This is a genomic window from Acinetobacter sp. BEC1-S18-ESBL-01, assembly GCF_014169935.1.
GTDB classification, from domain to species: domain Bacteria; phylum Pseudomonadota; class Gammaproteobacteria; order Pseudomonadales; family Moraxellaceae; genus Acinetobacter; species Acinetobacter pittii.
The window spans coordinates 1822089-1840315 of the sequence record NZ_AP022302.1 but is presented as its reverse complement, the minus strand read 5'-3'; the positions used below and the strand labels follow the sequence as shown (position 1 = coordinate 1840315).

General features: G+C 39.1%; 17 protein-coding genes. 2 read left to right on the top strand and 15 right to left on the bottom strand.

Annotated features, from left to right (window positions below; all coding sequences use genetic code 11):
- Positions 1-12 precede the first annotated feature (12 nt).
- From H7R46_RS08585 to H7R46_RS08560, 7 genes are all read right to left on the bottom strand, one after another.
- Positions 13-1074, bottom strand: a complete 1062-nt coding sequence (locus tag H7R46_RS08585; RefSeq protein ID WP_032013131.1) for an HlyD family secretion protein — start codon at positions 1072-1074, stop codon at positions 13-15.
- 730 nt (positions 1075-1804) lie between these two features.
- The gene (locus tag H7R46_RS19410; protein ID WP_000737387.1) at positions 1805-1927 is read right to left on the bottom strand and encodes a hypothetical protein; all 123 of its coding nucleotides are present in this window, start codon (positions 1925-1927) and stop codon (positions 1805-1807) included.
- A 168-nt stretch (positions 1928-2095) separates the two neighbouring features.
- A complete protein-coding gene (locus H7R46_RS08580) occupies positions 2096-3490 on the bottom strand; it encodes a methylenetetrahydrofolate reductase C-terminal domain-containing protein (RefSeq protein WP_032012908.1) in 1395 nt (464 codons plus the stop codon).
- Positions 3491-3563: 73 nt separating this feature from the next.
- Entirely contained in the window at positions 3564-4331 is a 768-nt protein-coding gene (locus H7R46_RS08575; protein ID WP_032012909.1) for an NUDIX domain-containing protein, read from the bottom strand.
- Between the two features lie 60 nt (positions 4332-4391).
- Positions 4392-5885 (bottom strand): nicotinate phosphoribosyltransferase, encoded by a 1494-nt coding sequence (locus H7R46_RS08570; RefSeq protein ID WP_032012910.1) that lies wholly within the window; start codon positions 5883-5885, stop codon positions 4392-4394.
- An 11-nt stretch (positions 5886-5896) separates the two neighbouring features.
- Complete coding sequence (locus tag H7R46_RS08565) at positions 5897-6781, bottom strand: phosphoribosyltransferase family protein (RefSeq protein WP_032012911.1); 885 nt, start codon at positions 6779-6781, stop codon at positions 5897-5899.
- Positions 6782-6963: 182 nt separating this feature from the next.
- Positions 6964-7773 (bottom strand): sulfite exporter TauE/SafE family protein, encoded by an 810-nt coding sequence (locus H7R46_RS08560; RefSeq protein WP_032012912.1) that lies wholly within the window; start codon positions 7771-7773, stop codon positions 6964-6966.
- Positions 7774-7871: 98 nt separating this feature from the next.
- Here H7R46_RS08560 and H7R46_RS08555 point away from each other — a divergent pair, with 98 nt between their 5' ends.
- Positions 7872-8660, top strand: a complete 789-nt coding sequence (locus tag H7R46_RS08555) for an AraC family transcriptional regulator (RefSeq protein ID WP_032012913.1) — start codon at positions 7872-7874, stop codon at positions 8658-8660.
- On the opposite strand, the gene H7R46_RS08550 is transcribed toward H7R46_RS08555, so the two are convergent.
- The 4 genes from H7R46_RS08550 to H7R46_RS08535 are packed head-to-tail and all read right to left on the bottom strand — an operon-like array spanning position 8655 to position 11936.
- A complete protein-coding gene (locus tag H7R46_RS08550; RefSeq protein ID WP_032012914.1) occupies positions 8655-9146 on the bottom strand; it encodes a GNAT family N-acetyltransferase in 492 nt (163 codons plus the stop codon). The genes H7R46_RS08555 and H7R46_RS08550 overlap by 6 nt on opposite strands.
- Entirely contained in the window at positions 9143-9907 is a 765-nt protein-coding gene (locus H7R46_RS08545) for an ABC transporter ATP-binding protein (protein WP_017481100.1), read from the bottom strand. Before H7R46_RS08545 ends, H7R46_RS08550 begins: the two co-directional genes overlap by 4 nt.
- Positions 9904-10914, bottom strand: a complete 1011-nt coding sequence (locus H7R46_RS08540; RefSeq protein ID WP_082247748.1) for a FecCD family ABC transporter permease — start codon at positions 10912-10914, stop codon at positions 9904-9906. The genes H7R46_RS08545 and H7R46_RS08540 overlap by 4 nt, the downstream gene beginning before the upstream one ends.
- A gap of 2 nt (positions 10915-10916) precedes the next feature.
- Positions 10917-11936 (bottom strand): ABC transporter substrate-binding protein, encoded by a 1020-nt coding sequence (locus H7R46_RS08535; protein ID WP_032012916.1) that lies wholly within the window; start codon positions 11934-11936, stop codon positions 10917-10919.
- Positions 11937-12259: 323 nt separating this feature from the next.
- On the opposite strand from H7R46_RS08535, the gene H7R46_RS08530 reads away from it, so the two are divergent.
- Complete coding sequence (locus H7R46_RS08530) at positions 12260-13603, top strand: PepSY-associated TM helix domain-containing protein (protein ID WP_042783355.1); 1344 nt, start codon at positions 12260-12262, stop codon at positions 13601-13603.
- Between the two features lie 116 nt (positions 13604-13719).
- On the opposite strand, the gene H7R46_RS08525 is transcribed toward H7R46_RS08530, so the two are convergent.
- The 4 genes from H7R46_RS08525 to H7R46_RS08510 all read right to left on the bottom strand — a co-directional run bounded on the left by H7R46_RS08525 (position 13720) and on the right by H7R46_RS08510 (position 18122).
- Positions 13720-14592 carry an NAD(P)-dependent oxidoreductase gene (locus H7R46_RS08525; RefSeq protein WP_032012918.1) on the bottom strand — a complete coding sequence of 291 codons (873 nt, stop codon included), beginning with the start codon at positions 14590-14592 and terminating at the stop codon, positions 13720-13722.
- The gene (locus H7R46_RS08520) at positions 14592-15968 is read right to left on the bottom strand and encodes an MFS transporter (protein WP_032012919.1); all 1377 of its coding nucleotides are present in this window, start codon (positions 15966-15968) and stop codon (positions 14592-14594) included. Before H7R46_RS08520 ends, H7R46_RS08525 begins: the two co-directional genes overlap by 1 nt.
- 33 nt (positions 15969-16001) lie before the next feature.
- A complete protein-coding gene (gene denD / locus H7R46_RS08515; RefSeq protein ID WP_032012920.1) occupies positions 16002-16973 on the bottom strand; it encodes a D-erythronate dehydrogenase in 972 nt (323 codons plus the stop codon).
- Between the two features lie 213 nt (positions 16974-17186).
- Positions 17187-18122, bottom strand: a complete 936-nt coding sequence (locus H7R46_RS08510; protein WP_017481093.1) for a LysR family transcriptional regulator — start codon at positions 18120-18122, stop codon at positions 17187-17189.
- Positions 18123-18227 lie beyond the last annotated feature (105 nt).

The following is an 18227-nucleotide window of genomic DNA, read 5'->3' as shown; positions in this document are numbered from 1 at the left end:
AAAATTTTTTTATTAAGTTCTTAGGTCAACGGTGGCACTGACCGACATACCAGGTTTTATCAAATCGATATGCGGGCTTGAATCTATGGCAATACGCACAGGAATACGCTGAACAACTTTGTTAAAGTTTCCTGTGGCATTATCTGGTGGCATGAGTGAAAAAGTTGCGCCTGAAGCTGGTGAAAAACTTTCAATTTTTCCGCTATAGGTCAGGCTTGGATAGGCATCAAGTTTGAGTTCAACTTTCTGACCAATATGCATTTTTTCAATTTGGGTTTCTTTGAAATTCGCTTGTACATACAAACTGTTTTCAGGAATGATCGCCATTAAGCGGGTTTGCGGAGAAACACGTGAGCCTTTCTGGATTGCAAGGCTACCGATTTTACCGTTTACAGGACTGACCACTTTTGATGAAGCCAAATCGACCTGATACAGGTTTAAGTTTGCATTTGCACTTTGAATATCTGCTAGAAGCTGCGCTCGACTCGCTTGTAAACTCCCCAACTGAGCTTCTGCCGCATTTACGGCGGCTTGCGCTTTGCTGAGTTGAGCTTGGGCCGTTAAATATTGAGACTGAATGCCTTCAAAGTTTTGACGGGTAATCACGCCATCTTTTAGTAAATCTTGATAACGCTCAAACTCTTTTCTTAAACGAGTTAAATCAGCTTGTGCTGCCACTACGCCACTATGAGCTTCAGTAATTGAAGAGCGTGCAGACTTTTCATTTTGTTGTTGTACACCCAGCGCTGCCTCTTTTAAGCTGACTACTGAGCGGGCTTGGTCATAACGAGCTTGATAATCGCGGTGATCTAATACCGCTAAAGTTTCCCCTTTTTTTACCACCTGATTATCGTTAATTAATAACTCCATTACTTCGCCCGAAATCTTTGGCATCACCCAAGTGACATCGGCTTGCACATAAGCATTATCTGTAGATTGATAGAAACGATATACAAAAAAATAATATAATATGCCAGCAAATAAAAATAACAGTAGGACACTAAAAACACCCCAGGTTATTTTCTTTCGGCTTTGGAAATTAGTATCAGTTTCTAGCTGAGCTACGTTATCCATATTCATTCCGCTTATTTGTAATATTCGATTTTTTATTTAAGCCAATAAAATTATTGGTTTCTTTTTTACGTAACTTTTCACTTGGTTTTATTCAATGAATCGTGACAGCGTAAAATTTGGTGCAAATTATGGTTCTTAAGTGAATTAAATATCATTGACCTATTTGCCAGATATTTTTTCTATTTATGTCAATAAAACATATTATATAAACTATATTAAAAAATTATGTAATTCTAATTTGTGGAGATTTTTGGTTAAAAAAATCTCAAAAAAACAAAGATAAGTATTTGTTAATAAATAATTTATAAGAATAGTAACAAATAGAGATATATGTTTGAATAGAGTGATTTATTTCACTAACATTAAGAATAAGTTTTATTATGTAATCATTAAGTATTATTAATTAAAACAATATTTAATTTAAAAATGAGTTAACAATTAAAGTTTTTATACTTATAAATATAAAATATATATAAGTTATAAATATTATATTTTTCAAAAATAACAATATCCATAAAACAAATAAACGATATTTTTGATAAATAAGCCATCCTGATAACTAAAATAACTTATATTTTCCAGATAAAAATAATTTCAAACTCTTTATTTAAAAGTCGAACAAACCTTTAAAAATAGTGGTTTAAGTGATCTTTTACTTATATAAACCCTTAAAAATTTCTTCTAAAGTTATTTCAAATGAAAACCCACTCATTGAGTGGGCTTTTTATTACTAACCGTTTTGCCTGAGGTGATCTTGGAACTCTTGGTCGTGTATTTTGTTGTAATTAACAGGGTCGTAAACGCATCCAGTTAAAACAACAATTACAGTAAGTACAGCAACCAATTTTTTCATTGAGACAGCCTTTCCTTTAACGCAAAAGATTTGCTTTAAGTATACTCCTCGATAGCCATTTTGATTGGACATAATTAAGGCAAACAATTGTTATTTTTAAATTATCGCCGTGCTTTAGCATATCATTTGATTTTTTTAGCAAGATCAAATCAACGGTTAATACAAAACTTAAGCCTCAGTCGCTAAATACCAGTTTTTCCAAGAACTGGTTCCTCTAGTTTCAAGAGGCACAGTTGGAATCAATTTCTCTTTTAATATTTCAGTTTGTGCAACAGCTTTTGCAAGTCTTGCTTTGACTGAGTGAATACATTCACGGTCACCAAATTCGCAGCGGTCTAAAGTTGTACCGCCACAAGGGCCGTTGGCTAAACCCTTGGGACAGGTTTCAGGGCAAATATATAAAGTATCGCTTAGGCGGCACTGACCACAGCTTTCACAACCCACTAGGCTATGTTTACTCAGCACTTCTGTTTTAAGTAAGAGTTTGGCGATCAAAGCGTTTTCCCAAAAAGATGCTTTGAAAATAAAACGTCCAAGCCCCTTGGCAATTTTTGATCCAAACATTGCTTCATGCATAACATGCAGTTGACGATATTTAATTAATTGTTTAGAGGTTGGCTGACGTGAAAAATACGTAATTTCAGGTGAAAACTCTTTGCCTGACGTGACTTGCCAAAGTGAATTCCAAAGCTCTTCTAAAGCTTTAAGCTCCAAATGTCTGTATTGCTCAATGTAGCTTTCAAGCAACATTTGCTCTTCTGGCTTATGGCAGGCAGATAAGTGAATTCCTGAAAATCCTACATGTTTACATATTAAAATCTGTAAAGCACAGCGCAAATAAACACGGTCTGTATGCCCTGCCTGTTTTTCATCTGCCAAGACTTTTAACATGTGCGGGGTAATCACAATACCTGCGACTTTATGCTTCACCATAAAATTGGCTCGGCCTAAAGTCAGAGGCATCACACAAGCCAGTATTTGCTGCGAATAATCATGCTTGGTTAAAAATGATTTGGCTTGTTTTAAGGCTTCAATGTCATAGCCCAATTGGGTAATGATAAAGTCAGCACCTGCTTTAATCTTCTTATGCAGTTTTAAATACTGTGCATCACGCTCAGCTTCGACATATTTAAATGGATTAAAGGCAACGCCAATACGAAAACCACCATGCTGCTTGGCAGCCATTACGGCGTTTACAGACTCTAGGTATCGGCTACGAAGCTGTCCGTCTCGACCATTATGATGCTCTTTAAGTTTGTCGCCTGTAAGCAATAACAAGTTTTGAACATTGGCAGACTTGGCTTGTTCTAAAAAGAACTCGAAGTCTTGTATGTCTCTCGCTTTACCTGAAAAGTGTAAGACTTTCTCTATTGAGTCAGGGTAACTTTTGCTGGCTTCTAGCGGCGCGATATCATGATCTGAATGTACACGATCTGCCAATGTCATTGCAGCCGGATACCCTGCAAACTCACGTCTTACAGGATAAATTTCATGTAGTGAAGTGAGGTACTCCACCAACACAAAAAACTGGTTTTGCTGGAAGCAGGGAGAAAGGTGTGACATAGGCAAAGCGCTGATTAAAACATGACATCAATCATAAGCGCGGCATTATAAATCAAAAGTGCATCAAGATGCGCTAGTCAGAAAGCTCATTGTTTTGCTTATCTTCACCCTCTTTATTTCTAGGTAATTCGAGTGAGCGAGGAAAGATAAAATCAAAAGAATCGAGTGCATAGCGGTAAAGCTGAGCCGGCCGTTTACCTACAATTTTACTTTCACTGGTTTCTTCAACTGCACCCGCTTCTATCATACGGCGCCTAAACGCTTTTTTATCTAAAGATTGCCCAAGAATAATTTCATAAATAGTCTGTAGCTCGGTCAGTGTAAATAACTCGGGCATGAGACTAGCTGGCAAAGCGGTATAGCGAGTTTTACTGGTTAAACGCTCTAAAGCTAAGCTGAGCAATTCATTATGATCAAACGCCAATGCTAAATCCTGAGCTTTTGCTACAGGCACCCATTCACTGTATTCAGCCAATGCTTGATGTTGATAGGCATTAAAATCAATTAATGCAAAATACAAAATAGTCACGGCCCAACCACGCGGGTCACGTTTGGCATTGCCGACAGAAGCAACTTGTTCTAAGTAAGGTGAACTAATTCCTGTTTTTTCGACCAGCTTACGATAAGCCGTGGCCATCAAGTCTTGATCATGGATTAAATCGGCAAAACCGCCTGGTAAAGCCCATTGATCTTTGGCTGGAAATTTGGGTCGCTTAATGAGTAGTACCCGCAACTGACCATTAAATACCGAGAAAATAGCCATATCGACCGTGAGTAAAGGTGCGTCATAATCTCGGCGATCATAACTGGCAAGGAACTCTTGTTCAGTTTGAATAGTCACGTTCAGCCTCTCAATAAAAATGATGAGCCGATACACATGCAACGGCTCATCTAAACTCAGTTAAGCGATGGATAAACGCTCACGTATTTGATCCAAAGTACACTCATATTGAAGTTTACCATTTTCAAAGACTGTTTTAAGTGCTCCACCTTGTTCTTGTTCGGCTGTTTGCTCATCAAACAAGGTAAAACCATTTTCACTTTCTTCAATGCGTAATAGACCTTTCGCAGATTTTTTCACACCTGAGTCAGTAATCGGGTCTTTAAACAACTCTCGGCCTACTCCATTTACCTGACCCCAAGTTGCTTTCACAGCAAACCCAAAGGTATCCCGTGTTAAATAGTTATAGGTAAAGCTGCCTATACCAAACACCAAGTTGTTTGAAGCAAAACCTTTGGCTTCTAGCCCTTCTAAAATACGCTGTGCGCGGTCTAAGGTAATTGAGTCACCGTAAATTAAACCGACACGTTCATTAAGCACTTTATAGCCTTGGTCTGTGGTTGTACCGTCAAACACGTCCCATAAACATTCAACTGTACCTTTGTACGCTGGGCTGCCGACTTCAGCATCTGGGTCACCACAAATAATTTTTACAGGGTCACCAGAGTCTGGACGGAAAACCAATTTAGCTAAGCCTAAAGCATTCGGTTGTCTTGCCAAAATTTCAGGTTTTAAAACCACCGTAAACTCAGTAATCACTCGCCAAAAATCCCAAGTGTCAGACACAACACTAACCACACCAGACGGATATAGCTCGCAGATTAAACGCTTAAATGTGTCTAGCTCACTGTTTTCTGTACCCATACACATCACACTGTGTTCGGTTGCTGGCACAGAAACCCCAATCACACCTGTGGCATTGTAATATTCTTCTGCGTAGTCGATTGAAGCGACCGAGTCTGTTCCAATAAAACTAGTTAAGTGACCCACACCCGATTGTGCAGCATCATAAATTCCACTCATGCCACGGCTACTAAAATCGTGTCCTTGCACAGGCACAAAATCAAGCGGTGCACCAGTTTTTACGGCATATTGAGTTAATAAACGTTTGTACTCATAGGCAATTGTGGCCGTAGTACAACTTTTCCAAAGCTCAGCACTTAAAACCGTTTCAATATAGTTAGTTAACCAAAAGAAACGTGGGTCGGTATTAATTACGGTGAGCACAGGTACACGCATATTGACGCGGCTACCTTCTGGCAATGCTTTAATCCGCAATGGTAAATACCCCAAGTCGTGTAACGCTTCAATGTGATCAACCGGTACTGCGCCTTCACCTAATGAACTATCCATACGGCGTTTATATGCAGCTACCACTTTGTCTTTAGGTTGCTTAAAAAAGCCTTCATTCCACGTATCGATTAAAAAGTGTTTGATAAAACCCTGAAGACCAAAGAACACAACTTTATCGTCGAAGTCAGGCAACATTTTAGCGAGTCGAGATGAACGCGGCGTAAAGTTTGCATACACGTACTCTGTACCTGCTGGATACTGACGTCTGTGATCAGCTTTATAAAAATCGATAGCATTTAATGGATTAAGTTTAATAGTCATCTTTATTCTCTTTATTTTGCTGCAAAAGCAATTACTGAAATTTTGTCTGATGGTTGTTGTGGAAAGCTGTCCGAGGTAAATAGTTGGTCAAGCAATCCATCAAAAACCTCTATTCCTTTACTGAAAATACCGTGGGTCACGTATAGAACGACCTTATGGCAATTAAGACGACGGAGTTCTTTGGCAATACCAATAAAAGTCGCACCGCCATCACAAATGTCATCGGTAATGACCGCTGTGAGGCCTGATAAATCAGTCGCATGTACATGTGTACCTAAAATTTTGCCAGTCACTGGATCACGTTTTTTATCACACTGAACAATAGTGATTGGTTGTTTACGCTCAAGATTGAAAGCATCTGCAACCATTTGTGTGCGTGCTTTTGCACCTTTGTCTGGGCAAATCAGTACTGTTTTTTCATCTTTTAACAATGTGCTCAGCGCTTCACTCTTAGCAATGATGTCGACTGAACTGATATTTACAACTTCTTCAAAAGAACTATTGGCAGCGAGTAATGCTGTTGTTACTTCACTATGGCAGTCCCAAACAGTTACTTTGCTTTGTTTGCCTGCTTTTTTGTCTGCGTTGATGTTAAGTAGCTTCGTCATCACATCGAGTGAAAATGCTTGGCCTACTGCACAAATACGGTCCTGACGCGCATATGGAAAATACGGAATTTCTAAGTCAACGGTTAAACCCTGATTCAGCAATATATTTTCAAGTAACAAATAGTCCATCACATCATGACTTGAGGTCATTTTGGCGCGAACCAATACGTTGCCAGATAGTGAATTCAATGTTTTCTCATCAATTTGAACATGACGCTCGCCACCAGAAAACTGCGTGAATTTCACTGGAATTTCATTTCTTGCCGCATCTAAAAGCTGGATAGCCATATCATCCTCTTTTTGTCTGATGACCTTCGATGAATATATAGTGGCATAAAGCCACTATATATTTCAAGTCTATTTTTCAAACTTTTTTTCAAAGCCATTTAAGACATAAAATTTACAGTTTTAGAGCATTTAGAGATTTGTTATTTAAGAAAAACTATTCTTCAATTAATTGAAATAAAAAATTAATTTACGAAAAGCATGACGAGTAGAACTATTATTAAAAGTAGCGGATATAACTTTGCCCGCCATAAATCAGGTAGTTTTGAAATAAATTTTTCTGAAAAATATAGCCCGATCCATGTTCCAGCAACCAAGAATAAAGCAGCTTCAAACCAGATTAGACCGATAAATCCGTTGGGTGCCCATTCAGATTGCCAAATTGACAATACACAATAGGTCAGCGTTGCAGTTAAAGATAAAGGCAACGTGAGAATATTTGCAATAGCCGCGGCCTCTGCCATAGAACTACCCCGCCGCCGTAATAAAGGAACCGTCATTACGCTTCCTCCAACACCTAGAAGTGCTGCAACCCAGCCGATAACTCCGCCTTTAATGAGTTCGCTGTTCTGCCCATAATTTTGCTGTTGACTTGATGTCACAATAAACCCTGGTCGGTAATAACAATCAATAATCGTTACGAACACATAACCCATAAATATCCAGCGAAGCCAGCTGCCATTAAACAATGAGGCCATTACCGCACCGACAATTCCGCCAAATGCGATACCACCCCATAAAAAGCGGATCTTTTGCCAATCTATATATCCAGAACGATAGTGCCGAAAGGTTGCAAAACTTGCCGAGCACAGCATGACAAAAGCTGATGTAGCTACGGCGATTTGCATGGCATGTATGCCGACACTACTTTCACTGCTCCACTTTTGAATAATGACTGTATAAAGCAAAGGCACAGCAACAAATCCGCCGCCAAAGCCAAATAACCAAGTGGTTATGCCTGACAGTAGTCCAAATAAAAATAGCTCATATAGCATCGTTATCTTCCTCATATTTATAGAGGCATGATATAAAATAGCCTTATGGCAAACTAACGTAGAAAAGCCATCTTTTTATTTATTTCAGCTAAAAATATATGCGTAATATTCCAATTATCGATGTAGATCATCTACCGCAAGTGGTTCTAGCGTTAGGGTCAGACTATCCTGCTGATACTTTGTTAGATACGCATAGCCATCGTCGTGCTCAGTTCTTATATGCACCCGAAGGACTCATGAAAGTTGAAACTGAAGATGGTCAATGGCTCGTTTTACCATACAGCGGTGTATGGATACCCGCAGGCAAACCACATCGGGTATGGCTATCTAAAGTCAGTACTTATAGTTTGTATATAGAAGCGGGCCATGCGCCAAGACAGGCAACATATTGCGAGGTTATCCAAGTCTCGCCTTTGTTACATCAACTGCTCATTCAGGCAAATCAGCTACCTATTGACTACCAACGTGCAGGCCGAGAAGGCGCTCTTATCGATTTATTGTTATATGAATTAGAAGCTGCACCAGCCCTACCTCTGTTTATTCCTCTGCCTCACAACACATTGTTATCTAAACACTGTGCTGAGTTTATGCAGCATCCCGATATTCATAGCAGCCCTAAAAATTGGGCACATGACCACAATAAAAGTGAACGGACTTTTCATCGTTGGTTTAAGTCTGAAACTGGCATGTCCTTTCAGGCTTGGCGTAATCGGGTCTGCATCATCTATGCTTTAAATGCCTTAAAAGAAAATATCTCGATTACTGAAATTGCTTTTAGTTTGGGCTATGAACACTCGGCAGCTTTTACCGCAATGTTCAGTAAAATTATGGGTTATCCGCCTACCCATTTTCAAAAAAGATTTCATATGCATGATAAAGCGCTATAAAGATTTACTCATGTGAATGGTGTCATAGGTATCGATCCATTCCCGTTGAATAACCTCAAAACCTTGTAGATTCCAAAACTCTTCAGCCGCCGGCAAAAAAGGATGAGTATGCAAATACAAAGTAGTAATTTCATTCTTTTGCGCATAGCTAAACAACATTTTACATAGCATGGTTGCGATGCCATTGCGGCGGTATTCAGGCAATACAAACAACTTAACCACTTCCACTGTCTTAGATGGCAAATTTAAATCAAAACGATGGTCATAAGCCCGATAAGCAATCGTGCCAATAATGCGGTTTTGGTCTTTTACTGTAATGAAACAACCCAATCGGTCATGGACATAAAATTGTTCAAAATTTTTTAAATCTCTGGGAATGTGCCCATAATAAATTTTTGGAAATAAGAGCTGCCTTGTATAAAGCGCAAACTCTACCGCAGGCTCATAGTCTGTTTTTCCAACCACCTGATAATTCAACATATTCATAGCCACGAATGATCAGGAATAACAATAGTTTTGTCTTGAATCATGGCTTCATGAAACTCAACATCGTAGACACTTTTTAAAAACTTCGGATCGGTGATTCGTGTTTTAGACTCAGGCTTAACCACTTCATGTTGGCGCATAAAAAACAAATGGTCTGCAAATAAAAAAGCCAAATTGGGATCATGCATAATCGCAATCACCGTAAAATTTTGCCGCGACAACTGACGCAATTTTTTCATTAAATAAGACTGATAATAAACATCGAGATGGTTGGTTGGTTCATCGAGCAAAATAACTTTTGGGGCTTGCACTAAAATACGGGCAATCATGACCAATTGTCTTTCGCCACCCGATAGCTCGGTATAAGGACGATCGCGTAAATGTTCAATGTCTAAATCAAGCAAAGCTTGGTCTACACGTTCCCAGTCTGATTTTGAAGGACGATATCGGCTAAAAGCAGCACGTCCGGTAATCACTACATCTTTAACCAAAAATGGGAATACGGTTTTATGAAACTGCGGTAAAAAGCCGAGCAATGCAGCCCGATCTTTCCCTTTAAAGTCCGATAGTAGTTTTCCAGAGTAACGAATCAAGCCATCTTTTACAGGTTCTAGGCCAGCCATCAATTTAAAAAGTGTCGATTTTCCGCAACCATTACGCCCTAAAATGACGGAAAACTGATTTTCAGGAAACTCCAGATGAATGTTTTTGAGAACCTGTTTGTGCCCATAGGCATAATTTAACTGATCAATTTGAATCATGCCCAATGAGTCCTCTGTGTTTTCATTAATAATAAGAAAAATGGTGCGCCAAGTAGCATGGTAAAAATACCAATCGGTATTTCAAACGTCAGTAAAACCCGAGAAAAGTTATCAATCATGAGTAGAAAACTACCGCCCAAAATCATATTGGCAGGAATACTGTAGCGGTGATCTGGCCCAACCAACATTCTCACAATATGCGGCATAAACAGCCCATATAAACTAATAATGCCTGCCGCAGCCACAGAAGTTGAGGTACATACAGTCACTAGTACAATTAAAAGAAGCTGTTCCCACCTTGGGTTAACACCCACTGCCTGCGCTTCTTCAGCACCAAGTGCCATTAAGTTTAAGCGCCAACGCATCGCAAATAATCCGGCAAGGCCAATACAAATAGGCAGCACGGCATATTGAACCTTTTGCCAAGACGCCTGATGTAAGTTGCCCATCGTCCATTGCACGATCGCTTGTAATTTAAATGGATCACTTAAATATTGAATAATCGTGAGACCTGCTAAAAACAGCCCCGAAACAATCATGCCCGATAAAATTACCATGACTAAAGACGTCTGGCTTTCATGTTTTTGATGCGCAAACAAATATGTTAAGCCAACAGCACAAACACCAAAAATAAAGGCTGATAGGTTTGGTGAAAGCCAACTTAAAGAAAGTGCCAAGGCTGCACCGAACGCAGCGCCAGATGAAATACCAAGTACATAAGAATCAACCAAGGGATTACGAAACAAGGCCTGTAAACCATTTCCCGCGGTTGCTAATGCGGCTCCCACCATAAAGGTCAGTAAAATTCTGGGCAGCCTGACATTTACTAAAATGTTTTGCATCAGACTAAATTGCTCAGCATCAAAATATGGCGTACCAAACACCGCTTGCACACCCCACAGCATATAATCCCATGCACTCAATGTTTGAGTTGGCCCTATGAGCAACGAGATAAAAATCATCACGAACGGTAACGGGTAAAACCAATAATATTTCAGCTTTTCCATATTCATTGCACCAATGCTTTGGCAAGGTGCTCACCATACAACTTAGTTAAAATACGCTGTTGTAAAGCACTTACTGGTAAATCAGACTGTTCAGGATAAATACTATGATTCAAATAAATCGCCGTAATAATGATTTTGATGGTGTGTGGGTTATATATAAATGCAGGACTCAAATTAAATACCTTTCGGTTTTGTACGGCACTTAAGCCTTGTAATTCTTTTCGTTCATAAATCAGTTTTGGGTTTGTATTCCAAAGCACAATATTGTCAGGATTCCATTCAATTAAAGTCTCGGGGTTTACATTGGGTTGATTAGCAGCGGTCTGAACAATATTGTAAGCACCCGCTAGCTCAATAAAATCATTGGTAATCGACTGACGTCCCGAGGTAGAAAAAATTCGTCCACCAGACCAAGCATAGTAAATCGATTGTTTATTTGGCTGACGTGCCGTTTTGGCTGCAACCTCCGCCACAATTTCATCAGAAAAACTTAAAATTTCTTGAGCACGCTTTTGGGCACCGCTCAGAATAGCAATTTCAGAAAGTTCTTCTTTCACTTGCTGGTAAGTACCAGACTCCATGACATATACAGCAATGCCAAACTGCCGTAACAGCTCAATTGTTTGAGTCTGCCCGCTCCCTACAATTACTAGATCAGGTTTTAACAACATAAGACTTTCAATATTGGTTGCATTTGCCCCTTGTGAAGGCGTCGCAAGCTGCTTATTGGCAATACGCTTATCTATTTTTGAATAGGCATTAAACAATAAAGGTTGGATGTATACTTCGGCCGGGATGCCAATCACTTTGTGGCCTTGCCCTAACATATAGAGGCCATCTAAACCCGACTCAAACAAAGAAACAATTCTTTGGGCGGGTTTGGCTACACAGACTTTTGTATTTGTACTATCAAAGACACATATCGAATGGGCCGCTAACTTTTCTTGCGCTTTACCACTTTGTTCAGATGAAGAACATCCATATAAGATGAATAAAGTGAGTAATGAAGCTAATAACTTCATTACGGCATGCCTTGCACAAATACAGTGCAAAATAAAAAGACGTGCCTATTTGGTGCATTTTTCATATGAAAAAAACACCATAAGTGAGCAAGACGGTTTGAATCATGGTTAATACAGCGGTCAAATTAAACGTAATAGCTAAGATATTAAAGAGTAAGCAAAAAAAACGCCAAATTTACCAAGTAATAAAAACTATTTAATTATTAGGCCAAAAGTTTACAAGGTGGCTAATCAAATAATTTAATAGTGGTTACCACTCAATCAACATTAAAATAAATAACTCGTTATAATCCAGCCCAAAATCTGATAGACATTATCTTCCGATGCTGACCCAATCATCTTTCTGGCGTAGTCTTTACCGTTTAATTCATATTTATGCCGGTATTTTTATTGCACCATTTATCTTGTTCGCAGCAATCACTGGTTTACTCTATGCAATTACACCACAATTTGAACAAGCCATTTATAAAGATGTTCTATATGTTGAGCCACTGAATCAAACACCACATAAGCTGAGCCAGCAAATTGAAGCCGCAAAGCAAGTAATGCCTAAGTCTGCACAAGTAATTGAAGTTAGACCAGCCCCAAGCTCTGATCAGACAACACGTGTAATTTTTTCAGACCCTATCCACGATTTTACAAGTGAAGCCGTTTTTATTGATCCTTTTACACTTAAAGTTCAAGGCCATCTAGCGGTTTATGGTACGAGTGGAGTGCTACCGTTTCGAACTACGCTTGATCAACTGCATAGTAATTTATTGCTAGGAAAATGGGGCCGCTTTTATAGTGAACTGGCGGCAAGCTGGTTAGCCATTTTGACTTTAACCGGGCTATATAATTGGTGGAAACGGCGTCAAAATCTTAAAATCAGGCAGACACAAAAAAATAAATTACTAAGATGGCATAGCACACTTGGTTTAACTTTATTTCCACTTTTATTATTAATTGCCATTACGGGTCTTACATGGTCTGAGTGGGCTGGAGATAATATTCGAGTTGCTCGTCAGTGGCTTAACTGGCAAACCCCAACTTTAGCAATTTCTCTTCAAACAGATAATTTACCTACAGTGATGCACCATGAACATCACGAGATGCCTCATAGTGAAAATCTTAATTTAAATATTGTTTCGACTGAGTACGATACTGCTCTTTCAATCGCCAGAGCACATGGCATTGATGCAGCACAGATACAAATCAAACCACCGACTAGTGGAAATCAAGCTTGGACTATAGCCGAAATTCAGCGTAAATGGCCAACTCAAGCAGACAGTATCGCGATTGATATGGAACAACACAAAGTCATCGATCAACTTGCTTTTAAAGATTATTCACTAGTGGCAAAACTCACTCGTTGGGGAGTTGATGCGCATATTGGGGTTTTATTTGGCTGGATAAATCAATTGGTACTGGCACTTTATGCTTTCGCACTGTGTATTATGATTATTTATGCATATAAAGCTGCGTTTAAAAACTCGAATTTAAAACTCATGACAACCCATTTTGTTGGTCAAAGCTTATTCATTTGGAATCGTGCAACTAGCTCACAAAAAATATGGTTAATATTGGTGGGGATCGTGTTAGGTCTCAGCTTACCTGTTTTTGGTTTTAGTATTTTATTTACGCTGTTTATCTTTGCTATGCGTAAATATATTCCGTCTAAATCGTAAATAAAATTTCAATAACCACTAATTATTTTTCTTATTACAAAATCTAAGCATCAATCATAAAAAAAGCGGTACTTGATTATGTCTATTCATCAAGTACCGCTAAATTTAAAGCAATTTCACACTGGGTTCATTCGCTCAAGTTCACGAATTAAACCAGAATGGTCAAGTTCACCGTCTCCGGCAGCAAGCATATTTTCAAATAATTGGCTGACTTGTTGGGCAACAGGTAAATTCAATTCTAGTGATTTAGCATAGCTAACGGCTGTATGAATATCTTTATGCTGGTTTCGAGCAGTGCCTCCTGGTTTAAAATTTCTACTTAGCATACGCTCGCCATGTTGCTGTAAAATTGGAGAATCTGCAAAACCGCCTGTTAATGCTTGTTTTAGTTTTATCGGGTCTGCTCCTGCTTTACTGGCAAGCAATAAACCTTCACTCACGGTTGCAATAGTGGTCGCTACTATCATTTGATTCACAAGTTTTGCAAGCATTCCGCAGCCAACCCCACCCACTAAAATTGGTCGGCCCATTGCACTTAAAATAGTTTCAGCCTGTGAAAATGTTTTAGCGTCACCGCCCACCATAATAGCAAGACTTGCATTTTGGGCGCCTTTTTCTCCGCCAGAAACAGGAGCATCTAAATATCTAAGTCCTCGTTCTCTACATTTGTCACCTTGTACTTTTGCAACTTCAACGGGTATCGAACTCATGACAATAACCGTACTTTCAGGTTTTAACTGAGAGATTGCCCCCTGTTCTTTAAACAGGATTTCATCACAGGTTTTTCCATCGCTGAGCATACAAATCAGAAACTCTACATCTTTTCCGACTTGTTCAAGGTCAGAGCAAACTTGGGCACCAGTTTTTTTTAAACTATCTGCTTTAGATGAAGTTCTATTCCACACTTTTAGCTGATGACCTGCCTTGAGTAAATTCATAGCCATCGGCATTCCCATAATGCCTGTACCCACAAATCCGATGGTCGCCATTATTTCATCTCCGTAGCAGTTCGAACTTTAAGTTGCTGCTGTTCTACTTTTAAGCTATTCGATTTTAACTTTGCTAATAACAACAAGCCCAAACCACCCATCGCTACAAAGCCAGCAATCGCAAGAAATGCCACTGTATAGGTGCCTGTGGTGGTATATAAATATCCAGTTAAATATGGACCAGTAAAACCACTTAAATTACCTACCGAGTTAATTAATCCAATTCCTGCTGCGGCACCCACACCTGTTAGAGTTTGACCAGGAATGGTCCAGAAAATGTTAATTGCGCTAAATACACCAATCGCAAGAAGAATAAAGCCGACAATAATGGCCCAAGGCTGATTCACAATAAGTGCAATCGCAATAGCTAACGCCGCCATAAGTGCAGCACAAGCACCGTGTTTATAACGTTCTTGTTTACGGTCAGAACGGCGGCTCCATAAAACCATCCCAACAGCTGCAAATGCATATGGAATTGCGGTAAGTAAACCATTTTGAATAAGGCTAATCTGCATACCAAATGTGTTACGGAATGACTCTAAAACACTTGGTAAGAAGAAGAACATTGCATTTGAACCGGAAGTAATTCCAAAATAAACAACCGCCATAACCCAAACTAAAGGATTTTTAAATACTTGTTTAATGAGTTCACCTTTAGTTAAAGCAGCTTCACTCGACTGCTCTTTTTCTCTTTCTTCACGTTCAAGCGTATTCATAAGCCATTGACGCTGCTCAGCTGTTAACCACTCTGCTTCTTTTGGGTTATTGGTTAAATATTTAAGACAAATTAGTCCTAAAATAATGGAAGGAATCCCTTCTAGCACATACATCAAACGCCAACCTTCATAGCCAATGGTATTACCCCATTGCATAAGGCCGACTGAAATTGGTGCTCCAATAATTTGAGCAATTGGCAATCCAAGATAAAATGTGGCAAAAACACGGGCACGATATTTTGCAGGAAACCATAAGGTTAAATAAAAGATAACGCCCGGAAAGAAACCTGCTTCAGCAATACCGAGTAAAAACCGTAAAACAATAAACTGCGTACCGCTATGAATAAAACCCATGAGTGCTGCAATAATGCCCCAAGTAATCATGATTCGGGCAATCCAGATTCGCGCTCCAAACCGATGAAGCAAGATATTACTCGGTACTTCTGCAATAAAATAGCCTAGAAAAAATACACCTGCACCTAAACCAAAAATGGTTTGAGTAATTCCAAGTGCATCATTCATATGTAACGCAGCAAAACCAATATTGGTTCTGTCTAGGAATGCCATAATGAATAGAATAATGAGAAACGGGATAATTCGGTTCGAAATACGTTTGATCGTCTGCTCTTCGAGAGCAGTTACATTCTTGATATCTTCCATAATAAATCTCACATCAACTGGCGATCACTGCCATTAATTTTGGGTATCTTCTATATGTGCCTGAATCACGCTTTCAAAATTTTTATCTGCTTGGAAACCTAAAGATTCGGCATATTCAGCTTTCACCTGAACAGGCCAACTTTGAACAATACGTTGAATGGTTTTGTCTTCTTGCCATTGCACCAAATCAGTTGCTTGTTTCCCCGCAACTTTTTCAAGCGCTTCCAGCATTTCTTTAACCGTAACTGTTAATCCGGGTAACGGAATGATTCGGTTATCTTGAAGTACATCTGAAGAAATTGACGCCGCTTTAATCATCGACTCAACACAACGTCGCGGTGAAGTAACAAAGACTGGAGTATCTGACGGTACTGGGCAAATGGCCGTTTCGCCTTTTAATGGTTCTCGGATGATGGAACTAAAAAATGTCGATGCCGCTTTATTGGGTTTACCAGGACGAACCACAATAGTCGGTAGTCTTAAAATACGGCCATCAATAAAGCCTTTTCTTGAGTAATCCGAGACCAGCAATTCTCCTACGGCTTTTTGCATGCCATAAGAGGACTTTGGTGTAACCACTGTCTCATCTGTCACAATCTCTGGCAACTGTCCGCCAAATACAGCACAGCCACTGGCAAAAATGACTCGAGGCGTGGTTTGTTTCTTTCTTAATTCTTCTAATAAATTTAAGAGTCCATACAGATTAACATCCATACCTAAATCAAAATCAGCCTCGGCTGCCGAGCTCACTACAGCAGCCAAATGCCAAACGACATCAATATTTTCTGTAATATGAGCAACTGTAGTTTTATCGGTAATATCGCCGACAATCACTTCAATTCTAGGATCTTGTGGCACATCATCGCCAGCAAATGCATCAAACAGAATAATTTTATCGATGGGCTCAGGTTTATTGTCCTCTAAAGTCAAACTGCCAGCTTTTAAAATCTCTTTAGCAATTTGTTTTCCAATAAAACCTGTTCCACCAGTGATTAGCACATTCATACAGAGGTCCTTTCCTAGTTTTTATTCACTTAAAAACTTTTGTAATTGTCGTGAATTAAACGATAAGGAGTCCCTGCAATAATTTCCAATGAATAATTTCTAAATATTGATAACTTTTTAATATCAGTTTTATGTTTATAAATTTACTCAATAAAGCAAGTTGTCTTTCAACTTGAAAACCTCAAACCACTCCATGGCTTGAGGCTGAATACTTTATTTACGTTTCGCATTTTTAAGTAAGATATTAATAAATGCTGCTGCAATATCAGAAACTGGTTCATCTTTACGCGTCAAAATTCCATAATCCTGCGCATCTAAAATCAAATCCGTTTCTAAAATCTGCAATTGCCCTTCTTTTACCTGATCGATCACCATGGCTTCGGGCAACATTCCTACCATAGGCGCACCTTTTAATATCTGCAAAAAGGTCTGCATCGACATGGTATTGACTGTATTTAAAGGAATTTTGACTTTAGCTCGGGCAAATGCGCCTTCCATACGTTGTCGAATTGGCGTGCCTTTAGGATAAAGTACCCACGGCCAATTTAATAATTCTTCTAATGTACAAAACTTTTTCTTGGCACATGGATGAGCATTATTAACAACAATGCAAAACGGCTCTGGGCCTAAAGGTTGAAAATCAAAAAACTGACTTTGCGTCACATCGGTAAAACGGCCAATAGCTAAATCTAAAGTGTGTTCACTTAGCATTTCCATTAAATGGTCACTGGTCTGCTCAACAACATCAATAGAAAGTAGCGGCCATTGTTTCTTAATCTCAATAATTGAGTTTGGAATCACCACAGCGGTTGCTGCAAAGATACCACCTACTTTTAAAAACCCGTGACCGCCTAACCGTAAAATTTCAATATCTTCGACAAAATGCTTTGCATCGTTTAATACACGCTGGGCATATCGAATTACATGTTCGCCTAAAGCCGTTACTGGCATATTTCGAGGTAATCGTTCAAAAACAGGAAAGCCCAGTAAACCTTCTATTTCCTTTAGCATTTTACTCACCGCGGGCTGACTTAGGTTCATCTGCTCGGCTGCCAAATGCATGTTATTGGTCCTCGCCAAAGTTTCTAACAACACCAGATGTTTGAATTTCAACCAATTATTTAAACTTGCGTAAGTTAAATCCGCCATTTTCAAAAATCCTTTTCGATAACTTTTCGTTATTAATAATTAAATTATTACGATTGGTGTTTATTAAATAAGAAACATATCATGATTTCAAATAAAAGAAGGATG